This window comes from Dactylosporangium sp. NPDC050688, from assembly GCF_040654515.1.
GTDB lineage: Bacteria > Actinomycetota > Actinomycetes > Mycobacteriales > Micromonosporaceae > Dactylosporangium.
Map to the genome: position 1 here is coordinate 39,804 of NZ_JBFAIC010000031.1, position 19,726 is coordinate 59,529.

A 19,726-nucleotide genomic window follows, 5' to 3' on the forward strand; every position below is an offset into this window, starting at 1 on the left:
CGCCGGAAGCACCGCCCGCCGCAGGGCGTTGTCGAATCTCCCACGGCGCTCACCCGCGACCGCTGCCGCCTCACCCGGCAGTACCGACCGCCGGCCCCACCTTCACCCGGTGCCGCGCTTCGCGCCGGTCAGCGCCGCGGCGCTGGCCGGTGCCGGGAACCTCTCCGGCATCGTGACGGTCGTCGAGGACCTCGTCGCGCGACGCCCGGGATGAACGTGCCGGGGTCCCAGTTGTAGTGCCGGTCCAGGCCGCACACGCCGCCGCAGGCCCAGGTGCCGCCCAGCGGCTGCCGGGCGTCCTGCTTCTGCGGCACGTAGGTGTGCGGCGCCGGTGAGAGCACCACCTTGGCGCCGCGGGTGGTGACCGCGTTCGCCACCGCCGTCCGGTCGCCGTTCCAGTACTGCACGACGGCGTTGTTCCGCGGCAGCGCCGTGCCCGCGTATTCGTTCCACCCCATGACCGTCCTGCCCAGCGTGGCGACCTGGGCGGTGAACGCGTCGACCATCGCGGTGTAGTCGGCGTGGCTGGTCACGTACGCCTCGTCGGCACCGATGTGCAGGTACGGGCCGGGCGTCATGGCCGCGATCTGGGTGAGGACCTGCCGGACGAACTCGTACGTCACCGCCGCGCCCGCGTCCAGCGAGGAGTAGCCGACCGGCCCGGCGCGGCCTGGTTCTGGGACACGGTGGCGGCCAACGCCAGGTGGGCACGCACCAACGAACGGCTGCTCAGCGACGTGCACTGGGTCGGCGGCGACCCGGCCGGCGGTGCCGTCTACGGCACCGCGGCGTGGAACAGCTCGGCCGGCGCCTCGAAGGGCATGCAACACCCTCAAAACCGTCACCTTCACCCCCACCACCGCACGGCACGTCCGGCTACGCACCACCCGCGCCGCCAACGGCGCCGGCTACGCCTCCGCCGCCGAGATCAACCTGTACGGCTGGGCGGCCTGACAGCAGGAGGCCCGGGACGAGCGGCCGGCCGGCTGCCGGGCCAGGCGCTCGGCGCGTTCCTTGATGCCGAGCAGCATCCTGCGCTCCATGACCAGGCTGCCGGGCTCCATCACCAGCAGGTCGGCGAGCCGGTGCAGCGCCGTCGCGTCCGGGGTCGCGATCCGGTTCCGGCTCACCAGCCGCGTCGCCCCCGCCACCGGGTACAGGCCGAACGCCCACACCCAGTTGCCGTCCTCGGAGCGGAACGCCAGCGTGTGCTCCGGGTCCACGATCTCCGCGCGCATCTTGGGTCCCCGCTCCCCCAACGGCAGGACGTCGCCCGCGTGGAGGGACTGGAACTCGGGCAGGATCTCGTCGGCGCTGTGCATGTCGAGGCCGAGCAGGTTCTCGATCCAGTCGTAGGTGTACGCGCCGCCGCGGCCGCTGCCCATCTGGACCAGCCACGGCCAGACGGCGGCGGGCGGGGCGGCGATGGTGACCGCGCGGGTGGAGCAGATGTCGGGGTCCGGCAGGAGGGCGTCGCCGGGGATCGGGCGGGTCTCCTCGTCGGCGGTGGCGCCCCAGGTGAGGCACCAGTGGCGCAGCAGCAGCGGGTACACCGCCGCCACGGTCAGGCCGGCGGCTGCGGCCACAAGGCCGGCTGTCCTCAGTACGCGCACGGCAGCCTCCTCACACGGTCCTGGGAACCTTGCCGGTGCAGGACAGCACGCAGCGCATCACCTTGTGGCCGGGGTCGGCGGTGGGGCCGTACATGAGCGGGCAGCCGCCGTCGATGACGGTCATGCCGTGGCTGCGGCCGTACTCGACGGCGGTGGGCGACACGCTGCCGGCGTCGAACGAGCGGTGCATCCACACCTGGCGGATGCCGAGCTCGGCGCATTCGCGCACGGTGGCGTCGGCGGTCTCCGGGCGGGTGCCGATGACGACGGCGTCGACGCCGCCGGGGATGGCGCCGAGGTTCGGGTAGCAGCGGTCACCCTCGACCGTGCCGGTGTTCGGGTTGACGGCGAACACCTCGTAGCCGCGGTCGCGCAGCCGCTGGTAGACGACGTTGCTGCCGTGCCCCTGGGCGGTGCGGGAGACCCCGGTCACCGCGATCCGCCGGCTGGCCAGGAACTGTGCCGCGGCGGCCTTCGTACGCATGGCGACCTCCTTGAAGGTCAGTAGGTGGTGAGCCCGGCGGCGGTGAACGTGTCGCGGACCCGGGTGAGCAGTTCGGCGTCCGGCGGTGCCGTGTCGCGCAGGGCGAACGGGATGCCGAGCCGGTCGTACTTGGCGGCGCCGAGACGGTGGAACGGCAGGACGTCGACGCGTTCGACGTTGCCGAGGCCGGCGGCGAACCGGGCGACGCCCTCGACGTCGGACGGGTCGTCGGTGAGGCCGGGCACGAGCACGTACCGGACCCACACCGGCGTGCCCCGCTCGGCGAGGCGGCGGGCGAAGGCCAGCGTCGGCTCGATCGCCGCGCCGGTGAGCCGGTGGTAGCGGGCCGGGTCCCAGGACTTGATGTCCAGCAGGACCAGGTCGGTCGCGTCGAGCAGAGCGTCGCTCGCCCGGGCGCCGAGCGCGCCGGACGTGTCGAGGGCGGTGTGCAGGCCGAGCTCCTTGGCGCCGGTGAACAGCGCGTGGGTGAACGCGGGCTGCAGCAGCGGCTCGCCGCCGCTGACGGTCATGCCGCCGCCGGCGGTCCGCACGAACTGGACGAAGCCACGGACCTGGTTGACGACCTGCTCGGCGGTGGTCGGGGTGCCGTCGCGCATGCGCCACGTGTCGGGGTTCTGGCAGTACAGGCAGCGCAGCGGGCACCCGGCGGCGAACGCCACGAACCGGGTGCCGGGGCCGTCGACGCCGGTGGAGACGTCCCAGGAGTGCAGGCGGCCCTGTACCGGACGCCACCAGTGGGGGGAACCGGTGGCGTCCGGCAGGGTGGTCCCACCGAGGGGGGCAGCCGGCGGGACGGTCGGGTGGTTCATGTCGTGCCGTGGAAGGTGCGGTTGACCACGTCACGCTGCTGCTCCGGGGTGAGCCGGACGAAGTTGACGGCGTAGCCGGAGACCCGGATCGTCAGCTGCGGGTACCGCTCCGGGTACGCCATCGCGTCCAGCAGCGTGGCCCGGTCCAGGACGTTGACGTTGAGGTGGAAGCCGCCGGCGCCGGTGTAGCCGTCGAGGATGCCGACGAGATTGGTGACCCGTTCGGCGTCGGCGCGGCCGAGGCCGTCGGGGGTGACGGTGCTGGTGAGGGAGATCCCGTCACGGGCCGAGGCGTAGGGCAGCTTCGCCACCGACAGCGCCGAGGCGACCATGCCGTGGGTGTCGCGGCCGTTCATCGGGTTGGCGCCGGGCGCGAACGGCTCGCCGGCCCGCCGGCCGTCCGGGGTGTTGCCGGTGTGCTTGCCGTACACCACGTTGGAGGTGATGGTGAGCACCGACTGGGTGTGGATCGCGTCGCGGTAGCTGGGGTTGGCCCGGACTTTGTCCATGAACGTCTCGACCAGCCACACGGCGATGCTGTCGGCGCGGTCGTCGCCGTTGCCGTACGCCGGGTACTCCCCCTCGATCGTGTAGTCCACGACCAGGCCGGTCTCGTCGCGCACCGGCGTGACCCGCGCGTAGCGGATCGCGGCGAGGCTGTCGGCGGCCACGGAGAGCCCGGCGATGCCGCAGGCGAGGAACCGGCGGACCGGGTAGTCGTGCAGCGCCATCTCGATGCGCTCGTAGGCGTACTTGTCGTGCATGAAGTGGATGATGTTGAGCGCGTCGACGTAGGTGCGGGCGAGCCAGTCCAGGGTGCGGTCGAACGCGGCGAGGACGTCCTCGTAGCGCAGCACGTCCCCGGTGACCGGCGCCGTCGCGGGCGCGACCTGCGCCCCGGTCATCTCGTCGCGGCCGCCGTTGATGGCGTACAGCAGCGCCTTGGCGACGTTGACGCGGGCGCCGAAGAACTGCATGTCCTTGCCGACCCGCATCGCCGACACACAGCAGGCGATCGCGGTGTCGTCGTCGCTGTAGTGGCGCAGCAGGTCGTCGTTCTCGTACTGGATGGCGCTGGTGTCCATCGACACCTTCGCGCAGAAGCGCTTGAACGGCTCCGGCAGCTCCGGCGACCACAGCACCGTCAGGTTCGGCTCCGGGGCCGGGCCCAGGTTGTACAGGGTCTGCAGGTACCGCAGCGACGTCCTGGTGACCAGGGTCCGCCCGTCGATGCCCATCCCGCCGATCGACTCGGTGACCCAGGTCGGGTCGCCGGAGAACAGCTGGTCGTACTCGGGGGTGCGCAGGAACCGGATGATGCGCAGCTTCATGACGAAGTCGTCGATGAGCTCCTGCGCGCCGGACTCGGTGAGGGTGCCCTCGGCGAGGTCGCGTTCGAGGTACACGTCCAGGAACGTGGAGGTGCGCCCGAGCGACATCGCCGCGCCGTTCTGCTCCTTCGCGGCGGCGAGGTAGGCGAAGTACAGCCACTGCACGGCCTCCCGCGCGGTGCGGGCCGGCCCGGAGATGTCGTATCCGTAGCCGGCCGCCATCGCCTTGAGCTCGGCGAGGGCGCGCAGCTGCTCGGCGAGCTCCTCCCGGTCGCGGATGACGTCGGCGGTCGCGGCGCGGCCGTTCAGCGACGCCTTGTCCAGCTGCTTCGCGGCGATGAGGAAGTCGACGCCGTACAGCGGCACCCGCCGGTAGTCGCCGATGATCCGGCCGCGGCCGTAGGCGTCGGGCAGGCCGGTGATGACGCCGGCCTTGCGCGCGGCGAGGATCTGCGGCGTGTACGCGTCGAACACGGCGGCGTTGTGCGTCTTGCGGTACCGGGTGAAGATCTCCTTCACGACGGGGTCGAGCTCGTAGCCGTAGGCCTTCAGCCCGTTCTCCACCATCCGCAGCCCGCCGAACGGCATGATCGCGCGGCGCAGCGGCGCGTCGGTCTGCAGGCCGACGATCAGCTCCCGGTCGCGGTCGATGTACCCGGGCGCGTGCGCGGTGATCGAGGCGGGGGTGTGCGTGTCGACGTCGTAGATGCCGCGCTCGCGCTCCTGCGGGAACATCGCGGTCAGCAGGCCCCACACGTGCGTGGTCCGCTCGGTCGGGCCGCTCAGGAAGCCCTCGTCGCCGTTGTACGGGCGGACGTTGGCCCGCACGAACCCGGCCACGTCGACCTGGTCGCGCCACGATCCGCCCTGGAAGCCCCGCCAGGCGGCGAGCTCGGCCGGGGCGCTGATGGTGGTCATCGCTGTCCTCCTCGAGAGTTTCCTGCTGCGGCTCAAGCCTGCCGTGGCACGCCCCGGGGCGGCAGGGCCGGAAGTCCTGCCGCCCCGGGACGCGGGCCCGGTGTTCACCGCAGCCACGGCACCTTCCTGACCAGCGCCGTGCCGCCCCACCACCGGCCGAGGCCGAGGGTGTCACCGGCGTGGGTGAGGGCGAGCCCGACGATGGTGCCGGCGTAGATGAGGTGGTCGTCCATGAACGGGTTGTTGGCGGGCGGGAGCACCGCGGTCCACATGAGCACCAGCAGCAGCGCGCCGGCGGCCGCGGCGACCCGCATGCCGATGCCGAGGATCAGCGCGACGCCGATGCCGAGCAGGCCGAGCATGAAGAGCCAGTCGGCCCAGCCGGCGCCCGCGATGTTGTGGTAGAAGTCCTTGAACGGGCCGGCGACGGCGCGGCCGAGGAACCCGTTGGTGGGGCTGCCGCCGTTGATCCAGGCGGCCTTCTCGGTGGTCTCGTGGCCGAGCCCGAACAGTTTGTCGAGGAACGCCCACAGGAAGACCCAGCCGAGCGCGATGCGCACGCCGGCGAAGACGTACCGGCCTGCGGTGCCCGCCGTCGCGCCGGTCGCGGTGGTGGCGGTGCTGGGGGCGAGGGTGGCCATGGTGCTCGCTTCCCTTCGAGGTGAGATATCGGCCCTGATCGTTTGACACGCTCAGGTTCGCGCGGATCGATCGGCGTCAGCAGAGTCCTTCGCACCGAACCACGGGACGAAGGTCCCGGCGCCGGCTCGCCGGCGGGCACCGCCGGGGGGGCATGAGGCGAAGGTCCCGGCGGGACAGGGCCGATCGGGCCCGAGCCGATGACGTTCGCCTCATCCGCCACCCCGCGGCCCGCCCGCAGGCTGGCATGGCGCACACCGCAGCCGACAGGGGGACCACCGCCATGGGCACACAGGCACGCACCGCGTCACGCCGCAACCAGCAAGCACGCGCCCACCAGGCACGCGCCGAGGCGCTGCGGCGCACCCAGCGCCGGCACCGCTACCTGGCCGCGGCCGGCGGGGTCGTCATCCTCGTCCTGCTGGCCGCGATCGGGTTCGTCCTGTTCGACGCCGCCTCCGGCGACGACGCCGCGGCACCCGCACCGTCCTCGACGGCCGCGCCGGCCGGGGCCACCGCCGCCGGCGCGATCGTGACCGGCACCGGGCCCGTCACGGTGACGGTGTACCTCGACTACCTGTGCCCGTACTGCGGCCGGTTCGAGCGGGCCAACAGCGCCGAGCTGGAGCGGCTCGTCGCCGACGGCACCGTCCGGCTGGAGCTGCACCCCCTCGCCTTCCTGGACAAGGCGTCGCAGGGCACGCGGTACTCCACCCGTACCGCGAACGCCGTCGCTACCGTGGCGGACCGCGCGCCGGCGTCGGTGCTCGCGTTCAACGCCGCGCTGTTCGCACAGCAGCCGGCCGAGGGCGGTCCCGGGCTGACCGATGAGCGGATCGCGGCGATCGCGACCGCCGCCGGGGTCCCCGCGGACGTCGCCGCGACGTTCACCCAGCGCCTGTTCGAGCACTGGGTGGCGGCCTCCACCGAGACCGCGTTCCAGCGCGGCGGCGTCACCGGCACCCCCACCGTGAAGATCAACGGCAAGGTGTTCGAGGGCGACCTGTACACCACCGGCCCGCTGACCGCCGCCATCACGGCGGCCAAGGGGAAGTCATGACCGGAACGTTGGAGCGGGTGCGGCGGCTGCGGCACCGCACCGGCTGGATCTACGGCACCATGCTGCTGTCCGCGGTGCTGAGTCTGATCGCGTCGTTCGTGCTGTCCGTCGACGCGGTCCGCCTCGCCGCCGACCCGGCCGCCGACCTCACCTGCAACATCAACGCCGTGCTGTCCTGCGGCACCGTCGGCAGCTCCTGGCAGGCGTCGCTGTTCGGCTTCCCGAACGCCTTCTTCGGCCTGGTCGCCGAGCCCGTCGTGATCACGGTCGCGGTCGCCAGCCTCGGCGGCGTCCGGTTCCCGCGCTGGTTCATGCTCGCCGCGCAGATCGTGTACACCATCGGCGTCGTCTTCGCCTACTGGCTGTTCTACCAGTCGTCGTTCGTCATCGGGGCGCTGTGCCCGTGGTGCCTGCTGATCACCGTGTCGACCACGCTGGTGTTCTCCACCCTGACCCATGTCAACATCCGCGACGGCCACCTGCCGCTGCCCCGCCGCGCCGCACCCGCGCTGCGGGCCGCCATCGACGCCGACCTCGACGCCATCGCGGTCACCATCTGGCTGCTGCTGCTGGCGCTGGTGGTGGTCGTGAAGTACGGCAGCGCACTGGTCGCGTAGCCCGACGGGAGCTGGACCAATGATGCACACGCTGATCGTGACCGCCGTCGTCCTGCTGGTGTACGGCTTTGCCGGGTTCGCCGTGCTGGCCGTGTACCGGGCCGGCACCGCCACGGACGGCACCCGGGCCGGGCTCGGCGCCCGCCGCACGGCGCGGCAGACCCGGCCTCCGGCGCGGCCGCCGGCCCCCGCCGAGCCGGTCGCGCCCGACGACCCGCTGGCAGTTGCCGACCCGCTGGCGGCCGACGACCCGTGGGCGGCCGACGACCCGTGGGCGGCCGACGACCCGTGGGCGGCCGACGACCCGCTGGCGGCCGCGGAGGCGGACGCCGCCAGGCGGCTGGTCGCCGGTCGGCTCGACGCGGCCGGGTACCGGCGCATCATGGCGTCGCTCGCCGCCCGCGACGCCGCCGAGCACTCCGTCACCGGCCCGGAGCCGCCACGTCAGGACGACGGGCCCGGACTCAGGTGACCTTTGCCCCGTGTACGCACGGCGGTCACGGGGCATCGTGAGCGCGAAGGAGGTGGACCGATGAACGACCTACGACCGGCGCACGACCTGCTGGTCCGTGACGTCATGAACCCGTCGGTGGTCGTGGTGACCGCCGACTGCACCAGCCGCCACGTCGTCGACGTCATCACCGAGTTCGGCGTGAGCGGCGTCCCCGTCGTGCGCGACGACGACCGGGTGATCGGCGTGATCTCCGAGGCCGACCTGCTGCCGAACCTGCAACCGGCCACCGCGCCCGCGCTGGACCCGGCCGGCGACGCCACCCCGCGACGGTCCGACCCCGGCACCGCCGCCGCGCTGATGACCGCCCCGCCGGTGACCGTGACCGCCGGGGCGCCGGTGAGCACCGCCGCCGGGCTCATGCAGCGGCACCGGGTGAAGCGGCTGCCGGTGCTCGACGACGACACCGGGGCGCTCGTCGGCATCGTGACCAGGCGCGACCTGCTGCGCGGCGCGCTGCGCTCCGACGAGGCGATCGAACGCGAGCTGGTGGACGAGCTGCTCGTCAACGGGCTGTGCCAGGGCGACGAGGGTGTCACGGGCACCGTCCACGACGGCGTGGTGACGCTGTCGGGCACCGCGCCGCGGCGCGACGTCATGGCGGCGGCCAGGATCGCCGGCAGCCTGGACGGCGTGTTCAGCGTGGTCGACGCCATCAGCGCGCCGGACCTGGTGACCGTGCCGCCGGCGCCCGCCGCGCCGGCGGTGTCCTTCGTCGTCTCCGAGCCGGCGGTGCCCGCCGAGCCCGGACGGGGCACCGGCCCGGACGCCGGATGAGTGCCGCGGCGGCACCGGCCGACTGCCTGACCGCCGACGGCGGCGTCGTGCGGGTCCGGCCGGTCACCGCCGCCGACGTGCCGGCGCTGCTCGCGCTGCACGAGGGCATGTCCGTGCAGAACCGGTACCTGCGGTTCTTCAGCGCCGGTGCCGCCCTGGACACGGAGGTCCAGCGGCTGACCCGCCCCGCCGACGACCAGCACCTCGCGCTGCTGGTCGAGCGGGGCGACACCGTGCTGGCCGCCGGGTCGTACGAGCGGATCGGCCCCGAACAGGCCGACTTCGCCCTCATCGTGCACGACGACCACCACGGCGAGGGGCTCGGCACGCTGCTGCTGGAGCACCTGGCCGCCGCCGCCCGCCGGCAGGGCATCACCGAGCTCGTCGGCGACGTCCTGGCCGGCAACCGGGCGATGCTGCGCGTCAGCGGCGACCTGGCACCGGGGGTGCCGCGCGGCTTCGGGGACCCCGGCGTGGTGCGGGTGCGCATCCCGACACTGCCGGACGAGGCCGCCCTCGCCGCGGTCGGCGAACGGGACCGCACCGCCGCCCACCACTCGCTGCGGCCGCTGCTCGCCCCGGCGTCCGTCGCCGTCATCGGCGCGGGCCGGCGGCCGGGCGGCGCCGGGCACGAGATCCTCGCCGCGCTGCAGGCCGGCGGGTACGACGGCGACCTGTTCGCGGTCAACCCTCGCGCCCGCGACATCCTCGGCCTGCCCGCGCTGCCGTCCGTCGCGCTCGTCGGCGAGCCGCTCGACCTGGCCGTCATCGCCGTGCCCGCGGCCGCCGTGGAGCAGGTTGTGGCCGAGTGCTGCGCCGCTGGGGTCCGTGCCGCGCTCATCCTCACGTCCGGGCTGGACGCCACCGTCCAGGCGGGCCTCGTACGGCAGGCGCGGCGGCACGGCATGCGGCTCGTCGGCCCGGACAGCCTCGGCGTGCTCAACACCGACCCGGCGGTGCGGCTCACCGCGACGTTCGCCCGGACCCTGCCACCATCCGGAGGGCTCGCGGTCGCCTCGCAGTCCGGCGCGATCGGCGTGGCCATCCTCGAGGCCGCCGCGCGGGACGCCATCGGGGTGTCCACCTTCGTGTCCCTCGGCGACAAGGCCGACGTCAGCGGCAACGACCTGCTGGCGTACTGGCACGACGACCCGGCCACCCGGGCGGTCGCGCTGTACCTGGAGTCGTTCGGCAACCCGCGCCGCTTCGCCTGGATCGCCCGCGCCCTCGGCCGGCGCAAACCGGTCCTGGCCGTGCAGAGCGCCCGGCGCCCCGGCGCCAGCCCCGCCGACGTCGCCGTCGAGGCGCTGTTCGAGCAGGCCGGCGTCATCCGTACCGACACCCTCGGCGACCTGCTCGACACCGCCAGGATCCTCGTGGACCAGCCGCTGCCGGCCGGTGACCGGCTCGCCGTCGTCGGCAACGCCCGCGGGCTCGCCGTCCTGGCCGCCGGCGCGGCCGGCGCCGCCGGGCTGACGGTGCCGCCGTTCGCCCCCGCGACCGCCGACCGGCTGCGCCGGCTGGCACCCGGCGCCGTGACCGCCGGCAACCCCGCCGACCTCGGCACCGGCGCCACCGCCTCGGCCATGGCCGCCGCGGTCCAGGTGGTGGCCGCCTCGGGCGAGGCCGACCTGCTCCTCGTCGCGTACGCCGCCACCCGCACCGACGACGGCGCGGCCACGCTGCAGGCCCTCGCCGACGCCGTCGACGACGCCACCGACCTGCCCGTCGCGGTCGTGGTGGTCGGGGTCACCGACCCGCCGGCGACGCTGGGCCGGCGCAAGGTCCCCGTGTACCGGCTGCCTGAACCCGCGGTCCGCGCCCTCGGCCGGGTCGCCCGCTACGCCGCGTGGCGCCGCTCGCCGATCGGCGAACGCCCGGCGCTCGGCGGCGTGCGGGCCACCGCCGCCCGCGCGGTCGTGGATGCCGCGGTGCACGCCGGCGGCGGCTGGCAACCGGCCGGGGTCGCCCGGCGGCTGCTCGACGCGTACGGCATCCCGGCCCCGGACTCGCAGCTTGCCGCTGGTGTGGAGCTGGTCGCGGGGATCGCGCACGACCCGCTGTTCGGCTCGCTGGTGACGCTCGGCGCCAGCGCCCCCACCGGGCCGCACGGCGAACGGGTCGTGCGGCTGCTGCCCCTCACCGACCGCGACGCGGCGGGCATGTGGCGGTCCCTGCTCACCGGCGCCGTGCCCGCCGGCACCGCGGCCCTGGAGGACCTGCTGCTGCGCCTGGGCCGGCTGGCCGAGGACGTACCGGAGATCGCGGAGCTCGATCTGGACCCGATCCGGGTGCTCCCGGACGGGTGCGCGGTCGGCGGGGTGCGGCTGCGGCTGTGCATGGTCGGCGCCGAGCCCGACCCGTACCTGCGCAGCCTGCGCGCCCGTCCTGACACCGACGACCCCGGGGAGCCACCACCATGACCGCACTCGAACCAACCGTCACCGCCGCCGGCGGCACCGTGCTGATCCCCGTGGTCGAGCGCCACGCCGACTGGTCCAGGCCCCTCGGTGCCGTCGCCGTCCGCGGTGACGGCACCGTCTGCTTCGTGCCGGTCGTGGACCCGCAGCGCCTCGCGTGGTGCGCCGTGGCGGGCCTCGCCGCCGCCGCTGCCGTGGTCGCCGCCGGCACCGCCGCGCGCAGATCCGGCGCATCGGTCGGCGCGGTCAGCATGGGCCCCGGCGGCTGGCTCAGCGTGAAGGGCGCCGCCCCCGCACACCTCCTGCCGCGGCGGCGCACCCCTCGCCCATGGTGGGCACGGTTGATCCGGGCCCACCGGCTCGTCGTGGAGTGATCGCCACGGCGGAAGGGGGCGGACGGCTCTGCCGTCCGCCCCCTTCCGCCGCACCGCCGGTCAGAACATCACGGGTGCGCGGTAGCCCTTCGGCTGGTCGCTGGTGTCGTCCACCTCGGGTGAGAGGTGGCTGACGACGTCCACGACGCCGTCGACGCGTTCGATCTGGCGGATGATGGCCGGGATGAGCGAGGCCCGCTCCACCTGGCCGAGCAGGGTGACGACGCCGTCGTCGACCTCGACGCGCAGCCGGGACCGCTCGACGCCGACCAGGCCCTCGATGGCGTCGGCGAGGATCTCGCGGCGGATCTCCTCGTCGGTACGCAGGAACACCTTGAGCAGGTCGCGGCGGGTGACCATGCCGATGAGGCGGCCCATGTCGTCGACGACCGGCAGCCGCTTGAGCTCCTCGGCCTCCATGATCCTGGCCGCGGCGACCACGGACGTGGTACTCATGACGGTGACGGCCGGGGCGTTCATCAGCTCGCCGGCGGCGGTCGCGTGGGCCTTGCCGCGCGCCTGGCGGGTGTGCCGGTTCTCGAACAGCCGCAGGTGGTCGTCGTCGCCGGCGAACTCGATCTTCGGCACCAGATCCGCCGACGACACGACGCCGACGACCCGGTCGAAGCCGTCCACCACTGGGACCGCGTTGATCTCGTGCGCCTCCAGAAGGTCGACGATCTCCTTGAACGGCGTGTCTTCCTGCACCGATATCGCGCCGATCGTCATCACGTCGGCGACGTTCCAGCGGCCCATGGTGTGCCTCCTTCTGGCGTCCCTGCAGTTCGTCGCTGTGTCTCGGGCCGACCGTACGACCGGGGCGGACCCGTGCAGCAGGGCCCAACGACACGTCCGGGGGTGACGTTCGACCGGCCCGGGAACCCGGGTCCATCGGCCCTGTCCAGGGCCGGGGACCGTGCCTAGCTTTCGAGACGGACCCCTTGGAGGTGCACCGTGACGCCGACCGTGGCGACCCTGATGACCGCTGGCGCGGTCACCGTCGAGGAGCACGCCCGCCTGCAACAGGTGGTCGACCTCGTGGAGGGCGGCACGGCCGCCGGTGTCGCGGTCGTGGACGGCTTCGGCCGGCTCGTCGGCGTCATCGACCCGGCCGACCACCCTGACCTGTTCGCCCCCGCCGCCGGCCCACACGCCGCCGGCCTCCACGCCGCCGGCCCCCGGGTCGCGGGCACGCCGCGGCACCGCCGCCGCCGGGCCGGACTGCACGGGGCGGTCGCGGCCGACCTCATGGCACCCGCCGCCACCGTCGCCGGCACCTGGCCGGTGGCGCGGGCGTCGAGGGTCCTCACCGACGCCGGCATGGACGTCGCGTTCGTCGTGGACGACCTGGGCTGCGTACGGGGCACCATCACCACCCGCCAGTGCCGGCCGGCGCCGGCGGCCCCCACCGCGCTGAAGGAGGCCGGTCGTGACCAAGTACGTGTATGACTTCGCCGAAGGTGGCATGGAGCTCAAGGACCTGCTCGGGGGCAAGGGCGGCAACCTGGCGGAGATGGCGAAGCTCGGGCTGCCGGTGCCGCCCGGGTTCACCGTCACGACCGACGCGTGCCGGGCGTACCTGCGCACCGGCGACGAACCGTTCGGCCTCGCCGACGAGATCGGCCTGCACCTGGAGCGCCTGGAACAGCAGGCGGGGCGGCGGCTCGGCGACACCGCCGACCCGCTGCTGGTCTCGGTGCGCTCCGGGGCGAAGTTCTCGATGCCCGGCATGATGGAGACGATCCTCAACGTCGGCCTGACCGACGAGACCGTCGCCGGCCTCACCGAACAGACCGGCGGCGACGCCCGCTTCGCCTGGGACTCCTACCGGCGGCTGATCCAGATGTTCGGCAAGACCGTCTGCGACGTCCCCGGCGAACGCTTCGACCAGGCGCTCGACGCGGCCAAGGCGGCCAAGGGCACCACCGACGACCTCGGCCTGGACGCCGAGGACCTGCGGGCGCTGGTCGGCACGTACAAGGAGATCTTCACCGCGCACACCGGGCGGCCGTTCCCGCAGGACCCGCGCGAGCAGCTCGACCAGTCGATCCGGGCCGTCTTCAAGTCCTGGAACGCCGAGCGTGCCGTGCTGTACCGGCGGCAGGAGCACATCCCGGCGGACCTCGGCACCGCGGTGAACATCGTCGCCATGGTCTTCGGCAACCTCGGCGCCAACTCCGGCACCGGGGTGGCGTTCACCCGCGACCCGGCCACCGGCGCGCCCGGCGTCTACGGCGACTACCTCGCCAACGCCCAGGGCGAGGACGTCGTGGCCGGCATCCGCAACACGGTGCCGCTGCAGGAGCTCGCGCGGCTCGACCGGCGCTCGTACGACGAGCTGCTGGCCATCATGGCGCAACTGGAGGCGCACTACCGCGACCTGTGCGACATCGAGTTCACCATCGAACGCGGCAAGCTGTGGATGCTGCAGACCCGGGTCGGCAAGCGGACCGCGGCGGCGGCGTTCGTCATCGCCGCGCAGCTCGTCGACGACGGCGTCATCGACGCCGACGAGGCGCTGAGCAGGGTGACGGGTGCGCAGCTCGGGCAGCTGATGTTCCCGGCGTTCGACCTGTCCGGCGCGCCCGAGCGGATCGCGACCGGCATCGCCGCCTCGCCCGGCGCGGCGGTCGGCGCGGTCGTGTTCGACGCCCGGCGCGCGGCGCAGCTGGCCGCCGGCGGGACGGCGGTGATCCTGGTGCGCCGCGAGACGAACCCCGACGACCTGCCCGGCATGATCGCCGCGCAGGGCATCCTGACCAGCCGCGGCGGCAAGACCTCGCACGCCGCCGTGGTCGCCCGCGGCATGGGCAAGACGTGCGTGTGCGGCGCCGAGGACCTCGACGTCAACGTCGACGCGCGCCGGTTCACCGTGGCCGGCCGGGTCGTGTCGGAGGGCGACGTGGTCTCCATCGACGGCACCACCGGCCGCGTGTACCTCGGCGCCGTGCCGGTGCAGCCGTCGCCGGTGGTGCGCTACTTCGAGGGCACCCTCTCCCCCGGCGCCGACCCGCTCGTCGCGGCCGTCGACCGCATCCTCGGCCACGCCGACAAGGTGCGGCGGCTGGCCGTGCGCGCCAACGCCGACACGTTCGACGACGCCGCCCGGGCCCGCCGCTTCGGCGCGCAGGGCATCGGGCTGTGCCGCACCGAGCACATGTTCCTCGGTGAGCGGCGGCCGCTCGTCGAACGGCTGATCCTGGCCCGCACCGACGAGGACCGCGACGCGGCGCTGGCGGACCTGCTGCCGCTGCAACGCGCCGACTTCGTGCAGCTGTTCCAGGCCATGAACGGGCTGCCGGTGACGATCCGGCTGATCGACCCGCCGCTGCACGAGTTCCTGCCCCCGCTCGACGAGCTGTCGGTGAAGGTCGCCCTGGCCGAGTCGCGCGGCGAGCCGGACGGCCACGACCGGGCGCTGCTGGACGCGGTCCAGCGGATGCACGAGGAGAACCCGATGCTCGGCCTGCGCGGGGTCCGGCTCGGCCTGGTGGTGCCCGGCCTGTTCGCGATGCAGATCCGCGCCGTCGCCGAGGCCACCCTCGACTGCCGCGCGCAGGGCGTCACCGTGCACCCCGAGATCATGGTGCCGCTCGTCGGTGCCGTGCAGGAGCTGGAGGCCGTCCGCGACGAGGCGCTGCGGCTGCTCGGCTCGCTCGGCGTGCAGGCGCGGGTCGGCACGATGATCGAGGTGCCGCGGGCCGCCCTCACCGCCGGGGAGATCGCCCGCGCTGCGGACTTCTTCTCCTTCGGTACCAACGACCTCACCCAGATGGGATGGGGCTTCTCCCGCGACGACGTCGAGGGCGCGTTCTTCGCCCGCTACCTGGAGCTCGGCATCTTCGGGGTGTCGCCGTTCGAGTCGATCGACCGCGACGGGGTCGGCCGGCTGGTGCGCATCGCCGTGGAGGAGGGCCGGCGGACCCGGCCGGACCTGCACATCGGCGTCTGCGGCGAGCACGGCGGGGACCCGGCATCCATCCACTTCTTCCACGAGGCAGGGCTGGACTACGTGTCCTGCTCGCCGTTCCGGGTGCCGGTCGCCCGGCTGGAGGCGGGCCGCAGCGCCGTCGCGGCGAGCGGCTCCGACACCCGTTGAACATCGCTGGACACTGGAGGGTGACGACATGCGCGTCCTGGTCGCGTACACCGACGACGACGGTGCGTCCGCCGACACGGCGCGGCTGATCGGCGCCACCCTCGGCGCGCACGGCCTGGACAGCGTCGTGCGCGAGGTGCCCGCCGACAGGAGCGGCGAAGGCGGCGGCGAAAGCGGCCTGGGCGGCTTCGACGCGGTCGTGCTCGGCGGGCCGGCCCGGGGCGGGCACTGGCCGCGGCGCACGGTGCGGTTCGCGATGGCGCAGCGGCAGCGGCTGTGCCGCGTCCCGGTCTGGCTGTTCTCCAACAGCCCGGCCGGCGACGCGGTCGCCCCGCAGCAGCGCATCGACATCAGCGCCGTCGAGGACGCCGTCGCGGCGCTGGACCACCGCCCGTTCCTGGCCGCGCACCCGCCGGGGCAGCCGTGGACGCCGCACGCGCTGGAACCCGACCCCGGCGAGGTCCGCAGCTGGGCGCAGCAGATCGCGGCCGCGCTGCGGGCCGGGGACCCGCCGCCGCAGAACCCATCGAACGACGGCCCCGCAGCGCACGCGCGGGGGCACTGAAGGAGGACATCATGAACGCCCAGCGGATCGTGGTCGGCTACGACGGCTCCGACGAGGCGCGCAAGGCGGTCGACTGGGCCGCCGACGAGGCCGCCCGGACGCACTCGCAGCTGCAGATCGTGCACGGCTACCAGCTCGCGTGGCCGGGCATCTACTACGACGTCACAGCCGAGCTCATCGAGGCCGCCGAACGCGCCGGCGAGCAGCTCGTCGACGAGGCCGTCAGCCGGGTCCGCGAACGCCACGAGAGCGTCGACGTCATCGGCACCGCCGTGCAGGCGTCCGGCGCCACCACCCTGCTCGACCTCGGCGACACCGCCGCGTCCTTGCTCGTCGTCGGCAGCCGCGGCGCCGGCGGGGTCAGCAACCTGCTGCTGGGCTCGGTGAGCCAGCAGGTCGCGACGCACGCGCGCATCCCCGTCGCCGTCGTGCGCGGGCACTCCGGCGTGGTCGGCGGGCCGGTGGTCGTCGGCGTGGACGGCTCGGCGTCCGCGGAGACGGCGCTGCGCCTGGCGTTCGAGGCCGCCGCGGCCCGCGGCACCGGGGTCGTGGCCGTCCGCGCGTACGTGCCACCACCGGCGGCCGTCGTGCCGCACGAGGCGGCCGAGGCGGCGGAGCGCACCGCGCTCGAGTCGTCGCTGGGCGGCTGGCGGGACCGGTACCCGGGCGTGAAGCTCGAGGCCGTCGTCGCCGCCGGGCGGGCCGCGAAGGTCCTCATCGGCATGTCGCACACGGCGCAGCTCGCCGTGGTCGGCAGCCGCGGGCACGGCGGCTTCACCGGGCTGCTGCTCGGCTCCGTCGGCCAGCAGCTCATGCACTACGCGGAATGCCCGGTGCTGATCGCCCACGCGCCGAAGTCCGCGTGACACGGTGACCGGTGCGGGGCGCGGCCCCGCACCGGTCCCGGCTGCCACAGGACCTTCGCCCCTGGCCGGGCGTGGCGGGCGGTGCGACGGTCGAAGCATGACGCCCACGCTGACGACGCACCGGGACGGGCTCACCACCGCACAGGCCGCAGCGTTGCGGGACCAGCACGGGCGCAACGAACTGCCCGCGGCCCGGCCGCCGTCGGTCCTGGCGCGCGTCGGCGCGCAGCTGCGGGACCCGCTGATCGTCGTGCTGCTCGCCGCGATGGTGGTCACCGCGCTGCTGCGCGACATCAGCGACCTCGTCGTCATCATGCTGGTGATCGTGCTCAACACCACGGTCGGCGTCGTGCAGGAGCTGCGCGCGGACCGGGCGGTGGCGGCGCTGCGCCGCATGGCCGCGCCGTCGGCCCGCGTGCGCCGCGACGGCACCGACGTGTCGGTCCCGGCCGGCGATCTCGTCCCCGGTGACCTGGTCCGCGTCGAGGCCGGCGACATCGTCCCCGCCGACGTGCAGGTCGTCGAGGCGGTCCGGTTGACGGCGGACGAGTCGGCGCTCACCGGCGAGTCCATGACCGTGGCCAAGGACGTCGGCGGGGAGCTGTCCGCCGGCACCGTGACCGCCACGGGCCGGGCCACCGGGGTCGTGCTGCGCACCGGTCAGCACAGCGCGCTGGGCCGCATCGCCGCGCTGGTGGCCGGGCAGCCCCGGCGGCCGACGCCGTTGCAGCGGCGGCTCGTCGGGCTCGGCAAGGTGCTCGCCGCGATCGCCGTGGCGCTGTCGGCGGTGGTGTTCCTGGTCGGTGTGCTGCGCGGCCAGCCGGTCGGCGAGATGCTGCTCGCGGCGGTGAGCCTGACCGTGGCGGCCGTGCCCGAGTCGCTACCCGCGGTCGTGACCCTCTCGCTGGCGCTGGGCGCGCGCCGGATGGCGCAGCGGGCGGCGATCGTGCGGCGGCTGCCGGCCGTGGAGACGCTCGGCTCGGTGACGGTCCTGGCCACCGACAAGACCGGTACCCTCACCGAGGGGCTGATGAGCGTCGAGCGGCTCCTGCTGCCGGACCGCACCGAGGTCGTCGTGCGCGGGACCGGGTACGACCCGGCCGGCACCGCGACGCCCACCCCCGGCGAGGGCGCGCTGGAGCTGGCGAGGGCCCTCGTGCTGTGCACCGACGCCGACCTGGCCGCCCCGGGCGGCGAGCGCACGGCGTGGGCGCCGGTCGGCGACCCGATGGAGGCCGCGTTGCTGGCCGCCGCCGGCCGGTGCGGCGTCGGCACGGCAGCGCGGGAACGCTACCCGCGGGTGGACGAGGTGCCGTTCGACGCGGACCGCCGCCGCATGACCACGGTGCACGCCGACCCGGACGGCGGCCATCTGGTCGTGTGCAAGGGGGCGCCCGACGGGCTGCTCGCCACGGGCGGCCCGGTCGACACCGACGACGAGACCCGCGCGTGGGCGGCCCGCACCGCCGCGGACCTCGCCGGCGACGGGTACCGGGTGCTCGCCGTCGCCACCGCGCACCGCGACGGCGGTGCCGGCGCCGCGGCGGACGACGTCGAACGGGGGCTGCGGCTGCTCGGCCTGGTCGCCCTCGTCGACCCGGTGCGCGACGCGGCACCGGACGCCGTCACGGCGTTCCACGACGCCGGCATCCAGCTGATCCTCATCACCGGAGACCACCCCGCGACGGCCGCCGCGATCGCCGAGCGGGTCGGCATCGCCGCCGCGGGCGCCAGGGTCGCGCTCGGCGACGACCCGGTCGACGCGGCCGAACCGGCCGTCGTGTACGCCCGCACCAGCCCGGAACGCAAGCTCACCATCATCGAGGCGCTGCAACGCGACGGCGCCGTGGTGGCCATGACCGGCGATGGCGTGAACGACGCGCCCGCGCTGCGCCGCGCCGACATCGGTGTCGCGATGGGCCGCGGCGGCACCGAGGCGGCACGCCAGGCCGCGGACCTCGTGCTCGCCGACGACAACCTCGCCACCGTCGCCACCGCCGTGCGCGAGGGCCGGCGCATCTACGCCAACATCCGCCGGTTCCTCGTCTACGCCCTGTCCGGCGGCGCCGCCGAGGTGCTCATCATGCTCGCCGGGCCATGGCTGGGCATGGCAGTGCCGCTGCTGCCGGCGCAGATCCTGTGGATCAACATGATCACCCACGGCCTGCCCGGCGTGGCGCTCGGCGGCGAGCCGGCGGCCCCCGGCCTCATGCGACGCCCGCCCCGCCGCCCCGACCAGGCGATCCTCGGCGGGCTGGCGGCACCGATCGCCGTCACCAGCGCGCTGATCACCGCGACCGCCCTGGCCGCCGCGCTGTGGACCAGGCACGCGGGCGGCCCCTGGCAGAGCGTGCTGTTCCTGGTGCTGGGGCTGGCCCAGCTCGGTGTCGCGCTCGCGCTGCGGGCCCGGGGCACCGGCCACCGCAACTGGGGCCTCGACGTGGCGGTCGCGGTGTCGCTGGTACTGCAGCTCGGCGCCGTCTGGCTGGCGCCGCTGCACGCGCTGCTGGGCACCGAGGCGCTCACCCTGACCGGGACGCTCGGGTGCGCCGCGGTGGCCGCCGTGCCCGGACTGGTGACGTACCTGCTCTCCCGCGCCCGCCGATGACGGCCACCGGTTCG

Annotated in this window: 18 protein-coding genes; 11 read left to right on the plus strand and 7 right to left on the minus strand. The window is 74.5% G+C overall.

Features of this window, described 5'->3' with window-relative positions; translation table 11 throughout:
• Window positions 1-128: 128 nt before the first annotated feature.
• From AB0H83_RS27010 to AB0H83_RS27035, 6 genes are all read right to left on the minus strand, one after another.
• The gene (locus AB0H83_RS27010) at window positions 129-887 is read right to left on the minus strand and encodes a family 20 glycosylhydrolase (RefSeq protein WP_360099154.1); all 759 of its coding nucleotides are present in this window, start codon (window positions 885-887) and stop codon (window positions 129-131) included.
• 21 nt (window positions 888-908) lie between these two features.
• Complete coding sequence (locus AB0H83_RS27015; protein ID WP_360099156.1) at window positions 909-1,613, minus strand: SRPBCC family protein; 705 nt, start codon at window positions 1,611-1,613, stop codon at window positions 909-911.
• Window positions 1,614-1,623: 10 nt separating this feature from the next.
• The gene (locus AB0H83_RS27020) at window positions 1,624-2,097 is read right to left on the minus strand and encodes a CoA-binding protein (protein ID WP_360099158.1); all 474 of its coding nucleotides are present in this window, start codon (window positions 2,095-2,097) and stop codon (window positions 1,624-1,626) included.
• Window positions 2,098-2,114: 17 nt separating this feature from the next.
• A complete protein-coding gene (gene pflA, locus AB0H83_RS27025) occupies window positions 2,115-2,927 on the minus strand; it encodes a pyruvate formate-lyase-activating protein (RefSeq protein ID WP_360099160.1) in 813 nt (270 codons plus the stop codon).
• Window positions 2,924-5,176, minus strand: coding sequence for a formate C-acetyltransferase (gene pflB, locus AB0H83_RS27030; RefSeq protein WP_360099162.1), 2,253 nt, complete (start codon window positions 5,174-5,176; stop codon window positions 2,924-2,926). Before pflB ends, pflA begins: the two co-directional genes overlap by 4 nt.
• Window positions 5,177-5,280: 104 nt before the next feature.
• Entirely contained in the window at window positions 5,281-5,817 is a 537-nt protein-coding gene (locus tag AB0H83_RS27035) for a DoxX family membrane protein (protein WP_360099164.1), read from the minus strand.
• 281 nt (window positions 5,818-6,098) lie between these two features.
• Between AB0H83_RS27035 and AB0H83_RS27040 the strand changes: the two genes are divergently transcribed.
• From AB0H83_RS27040 to AB0H83_RS27065, 6 genes are read left to right on the plus strand one after another with little or no spacing between them, the layout of a single operon-like run.
• Window positions 6,099-6,875: a thioredoxin domain-containing protein gene (locus AB0H83_RS27040; protein WP_360099166.1), complete on the plus strand. Its 777-nt coding sequence runs from the start codon at window positions 6,099-6,101 to the stop codon at window positions 6,873-6,875.
• Window positions 6,872-7,492, plus strand: coding sequence for a vitamin K epoxide reductase family protein (locus tag AB0H83_RS27045; protein WP_360099168.1), 621 nt, complete (start codon window positions 6,872-6,874; stop codon window positions 7,490-7,492). The genes AB0H83_RS27040 and AB0H83_RS27045 overlap by 4 nt, the downstream gene beginning before the upstream one ends.
• 19 nt (window positions 7,493-7,511) lie before the next feature.
• Entirely contained in the window at window positions 7,512-7,964 is a 453-nt protein-coding gene (locus AB0H83_RS27050; RefSeq protein ID WP_360099170.1) for a hypothetical protein, read from the plus strand.
• A 60-nt stretch (window positions 7,965-8,024) separates the two neighbouring features.
• Window positions 8,025-8,780, plus strand: a complete 756-nt coding sequence (locus AB0H83_RS27055; protein ID WP_360099172.1) for a CBS domain-containing protein — start codon at window positions 8,025-8,027, stop codon at window positions 8,778-8,780.
• The gene (locus AB0H83_RS27060; protein ID WP_360099174.1) at window positions 8,777-11,203 is read left to right on the plus strand and encodes a GNAT family N-acetyltransferase; all 2,427 of its coding nucleotides are present in this window, start codon (window positions 8,777-8,779) and stop codon (window positions 11,201-11,203) included. The genes AB0H83_RS27055 and AB0H83_RS27060 overlap by 4 nt, the downstream gene beginning before the upstream one ends.
• The gene (locus tag AB0H83_RS27065; RefSeq protein ID WP_360099176.1) at window positions 11,200-11,574 is read left to right on the plus strand and encodes a hypothetical protein; all 375 of its coding nucleotides are present in this window, start codon (window positions 11,200-11,202) and stop codon (window positions 11,572-11,574) included. The genes AB0H83_RS27060 and AB0H83_RS27065 overlap by 4 nt, the downstream gene beginning before the upstream one ends.
• Window positions 11,575-11,634: 60 nt before the next feature.
• Here AB0H83_RS27065 and AB0H83_RS27070 read toward each other — a convergent pair whose 3' ends face one another.
• Window positions 11,635-12,330 (minus strand): CBS domain-containing protein, encoded by a 696-nt coding sequence (locus AB0H83_RS27070; protein WP_360099178.1) that lies wholly within the window; start codon window positions 12,328-12,330, stop codon window positions 11,635-11,637.
• Between the two features lie 198 nt (window positions 12,331-12,528).
• On the opposite strand from AB0H83_RS27070, the gene AB0H83_RS27075 reads away from it, so the two are divergent.
• The 5 genes from AB0H83_RS27075 to AB0H83_RS27095 all read left to right on the plus strand — a co-directional run bounded on the left by AB0H83_RS27075 (window position 12,529) and on the right by AB0H83_RS27095 (window position 19,712).
• The gene (locus AB0H83_RS27075; protein ID WP_360099180.1) at window positions 12,529-13,023 is read left to right on the plus strand and encodes a CBS domain-containing protein; all 495 of its coding nucleotides are present in this window, start codon (window positions 12,529-12,531) and stop codon (window positions 13,021-13,023) included.
• A 16-nt stretch (window positions 13,024-13,039) separates the two neighbouring features.
• Entirely contained in the window at window positions 13,040-15,673 is a 2,634-nt protein-coding gene (gene ppdK / locus AB0H83_RS27080; protein ID WP_360099286.1) for a pyruvate, phosphate dikinase, read from the plus strand.
• Between the two features lie 28 nt (window positions 15,674-15,701).
• A complete protein-coding gene (locus tag AB0H83_RS27085) occupies window positions 15,702-16,238 on the plus strand; it encodes a hypothetical protein (protein ID WP_360099182.1) in 537 nt (178 codons plus the stop codon).
• 11 nt (window positions 16,239-16,249) lie between these two features.
• Window positions 16,250-17,104 carry a universal stress protein gene (locus AB0H83_RS27090; RefSeq protein ID WP_360099184.1) on the plus strand — a complete coding sequence of 285 codons (855 nt, stop codon included), beginning with the start codon at window positions 16,250-16,252 and terminating at the stop codon, window positions 17,102-17,104.
• Window positions 17,105-17,201: 97 nt separating this feature from the next.
• A complete protein-coding gene (locus AB0H83_RS27095) occupies window positions 17,202-19,712 on the plus strand; it encodes a cation-translocating P-type ATPase (protein ID WP_360099186.1) in 2,511 nt (836 codons plus the stop codon).
• Window positions 19,713-19,726: the final 14 nt, after the last annotated feature.

Coding starts and splice junctions, on each gene's coding strand:
- pflB (WP_360099162.1), bottom strand. CDS start 5,176: ATGACCACCATCAGCGCCCCGGCCGAGCTCGCCGCCTGGCGGGGCTTC.
- AB0H83_RS27090 (WP_360099184.1), top strand. CDS start 16,250: ATGAACGCCCAGCGGATCGTGGTCGGCTACGACGGCTCCGACGAGGCG.
- AB0H83_RS27050 (WP_360099170.1), top strand. CDS start 7,512: ATGATGCACACGCTGATCGTGACCGCCGTCGTCCTGCTGGTGTACGGC.
- AB0H83_RS27070 (WP_360099178.1), bottom strand. CDS start 12,330: ATGGGCCGCTGGAACGTCGCCGACGTGATGACGATCGGCGCGATATCG.
- AB0H83_RS27040 (WP_360099166.1), top strand. CDS start 6,099: ATGGGCACACAGGCACGCACCGCGTCACGCCGCAACCAGCAAGCACGC.
- AB0H83_RS27060 (WP_360099174.1), top strand. CDS start 8,777: ATGAGTGCCGCGGCGGCACCGGCCGACTGCCTGACCGCCGACGGCGGC.
- ppdK (WP_360099286.1), top strand. CDS start 13,040: ATGGAGCTCAAGGACCTGCTCGGGGGCAAGGGCGGCAACCTGGCGGAG.
- AB0H83_RS27055 (WP_360099172.1), top strand. CDS start 8,025: ATGAACGACCTACGACCGGCGCACGACCTGCTGGTCCGTGACGTCATG.
- AB0H83_RS27065 (WP_360099176.1), top strand. CDS start 11,200: ATGACCGCACTCGAACCAACCGTCACCGCCGCCGGCGGCACCGTGCTG.
- pflA (WP_360099160.1), bottom strand. CDS start 2,927: ATGAACCACCCGACCGTCCCGCCGGCTGCCCCCCTCGGTGGGACCACC.
- AB0H83_RS27095 (WP_360099186.1), top strand. CDS start 17,202: ATGACGCCCACGCTGACGACGCACCGGGACGGGCTCACCACCGCACAG.
- AB0H83_RS27020 (WP_360099158.1), bottom strand. CDS start 2,097: ATGCGTACGAAGGCCGCCGCGGCACAGTTCCTGGCCAGCCGGCGGATC.
- AB0H83_RS27085 (WP_360099182.1), top strand. CDS start 15,702: ATGCGCGTCCTGGTCGCGTACACCGACGACGACGGTGCGTCCGCCGAC.
- AB0H83_RS27045 (WP_360099168.1), top strand. CDS start 6,872: ATGACCGGAACGTTGGAGCGGGTGCGGCGGCTGCGGCACCGCACCGGC.
- AB0H83_RS27035 (WP_360099164.1), bottom strand. CDS start 5,817: ATGGCCACCCTCGCCCCCAGCACCGCCACCACCGCGACCGGCGCGACG.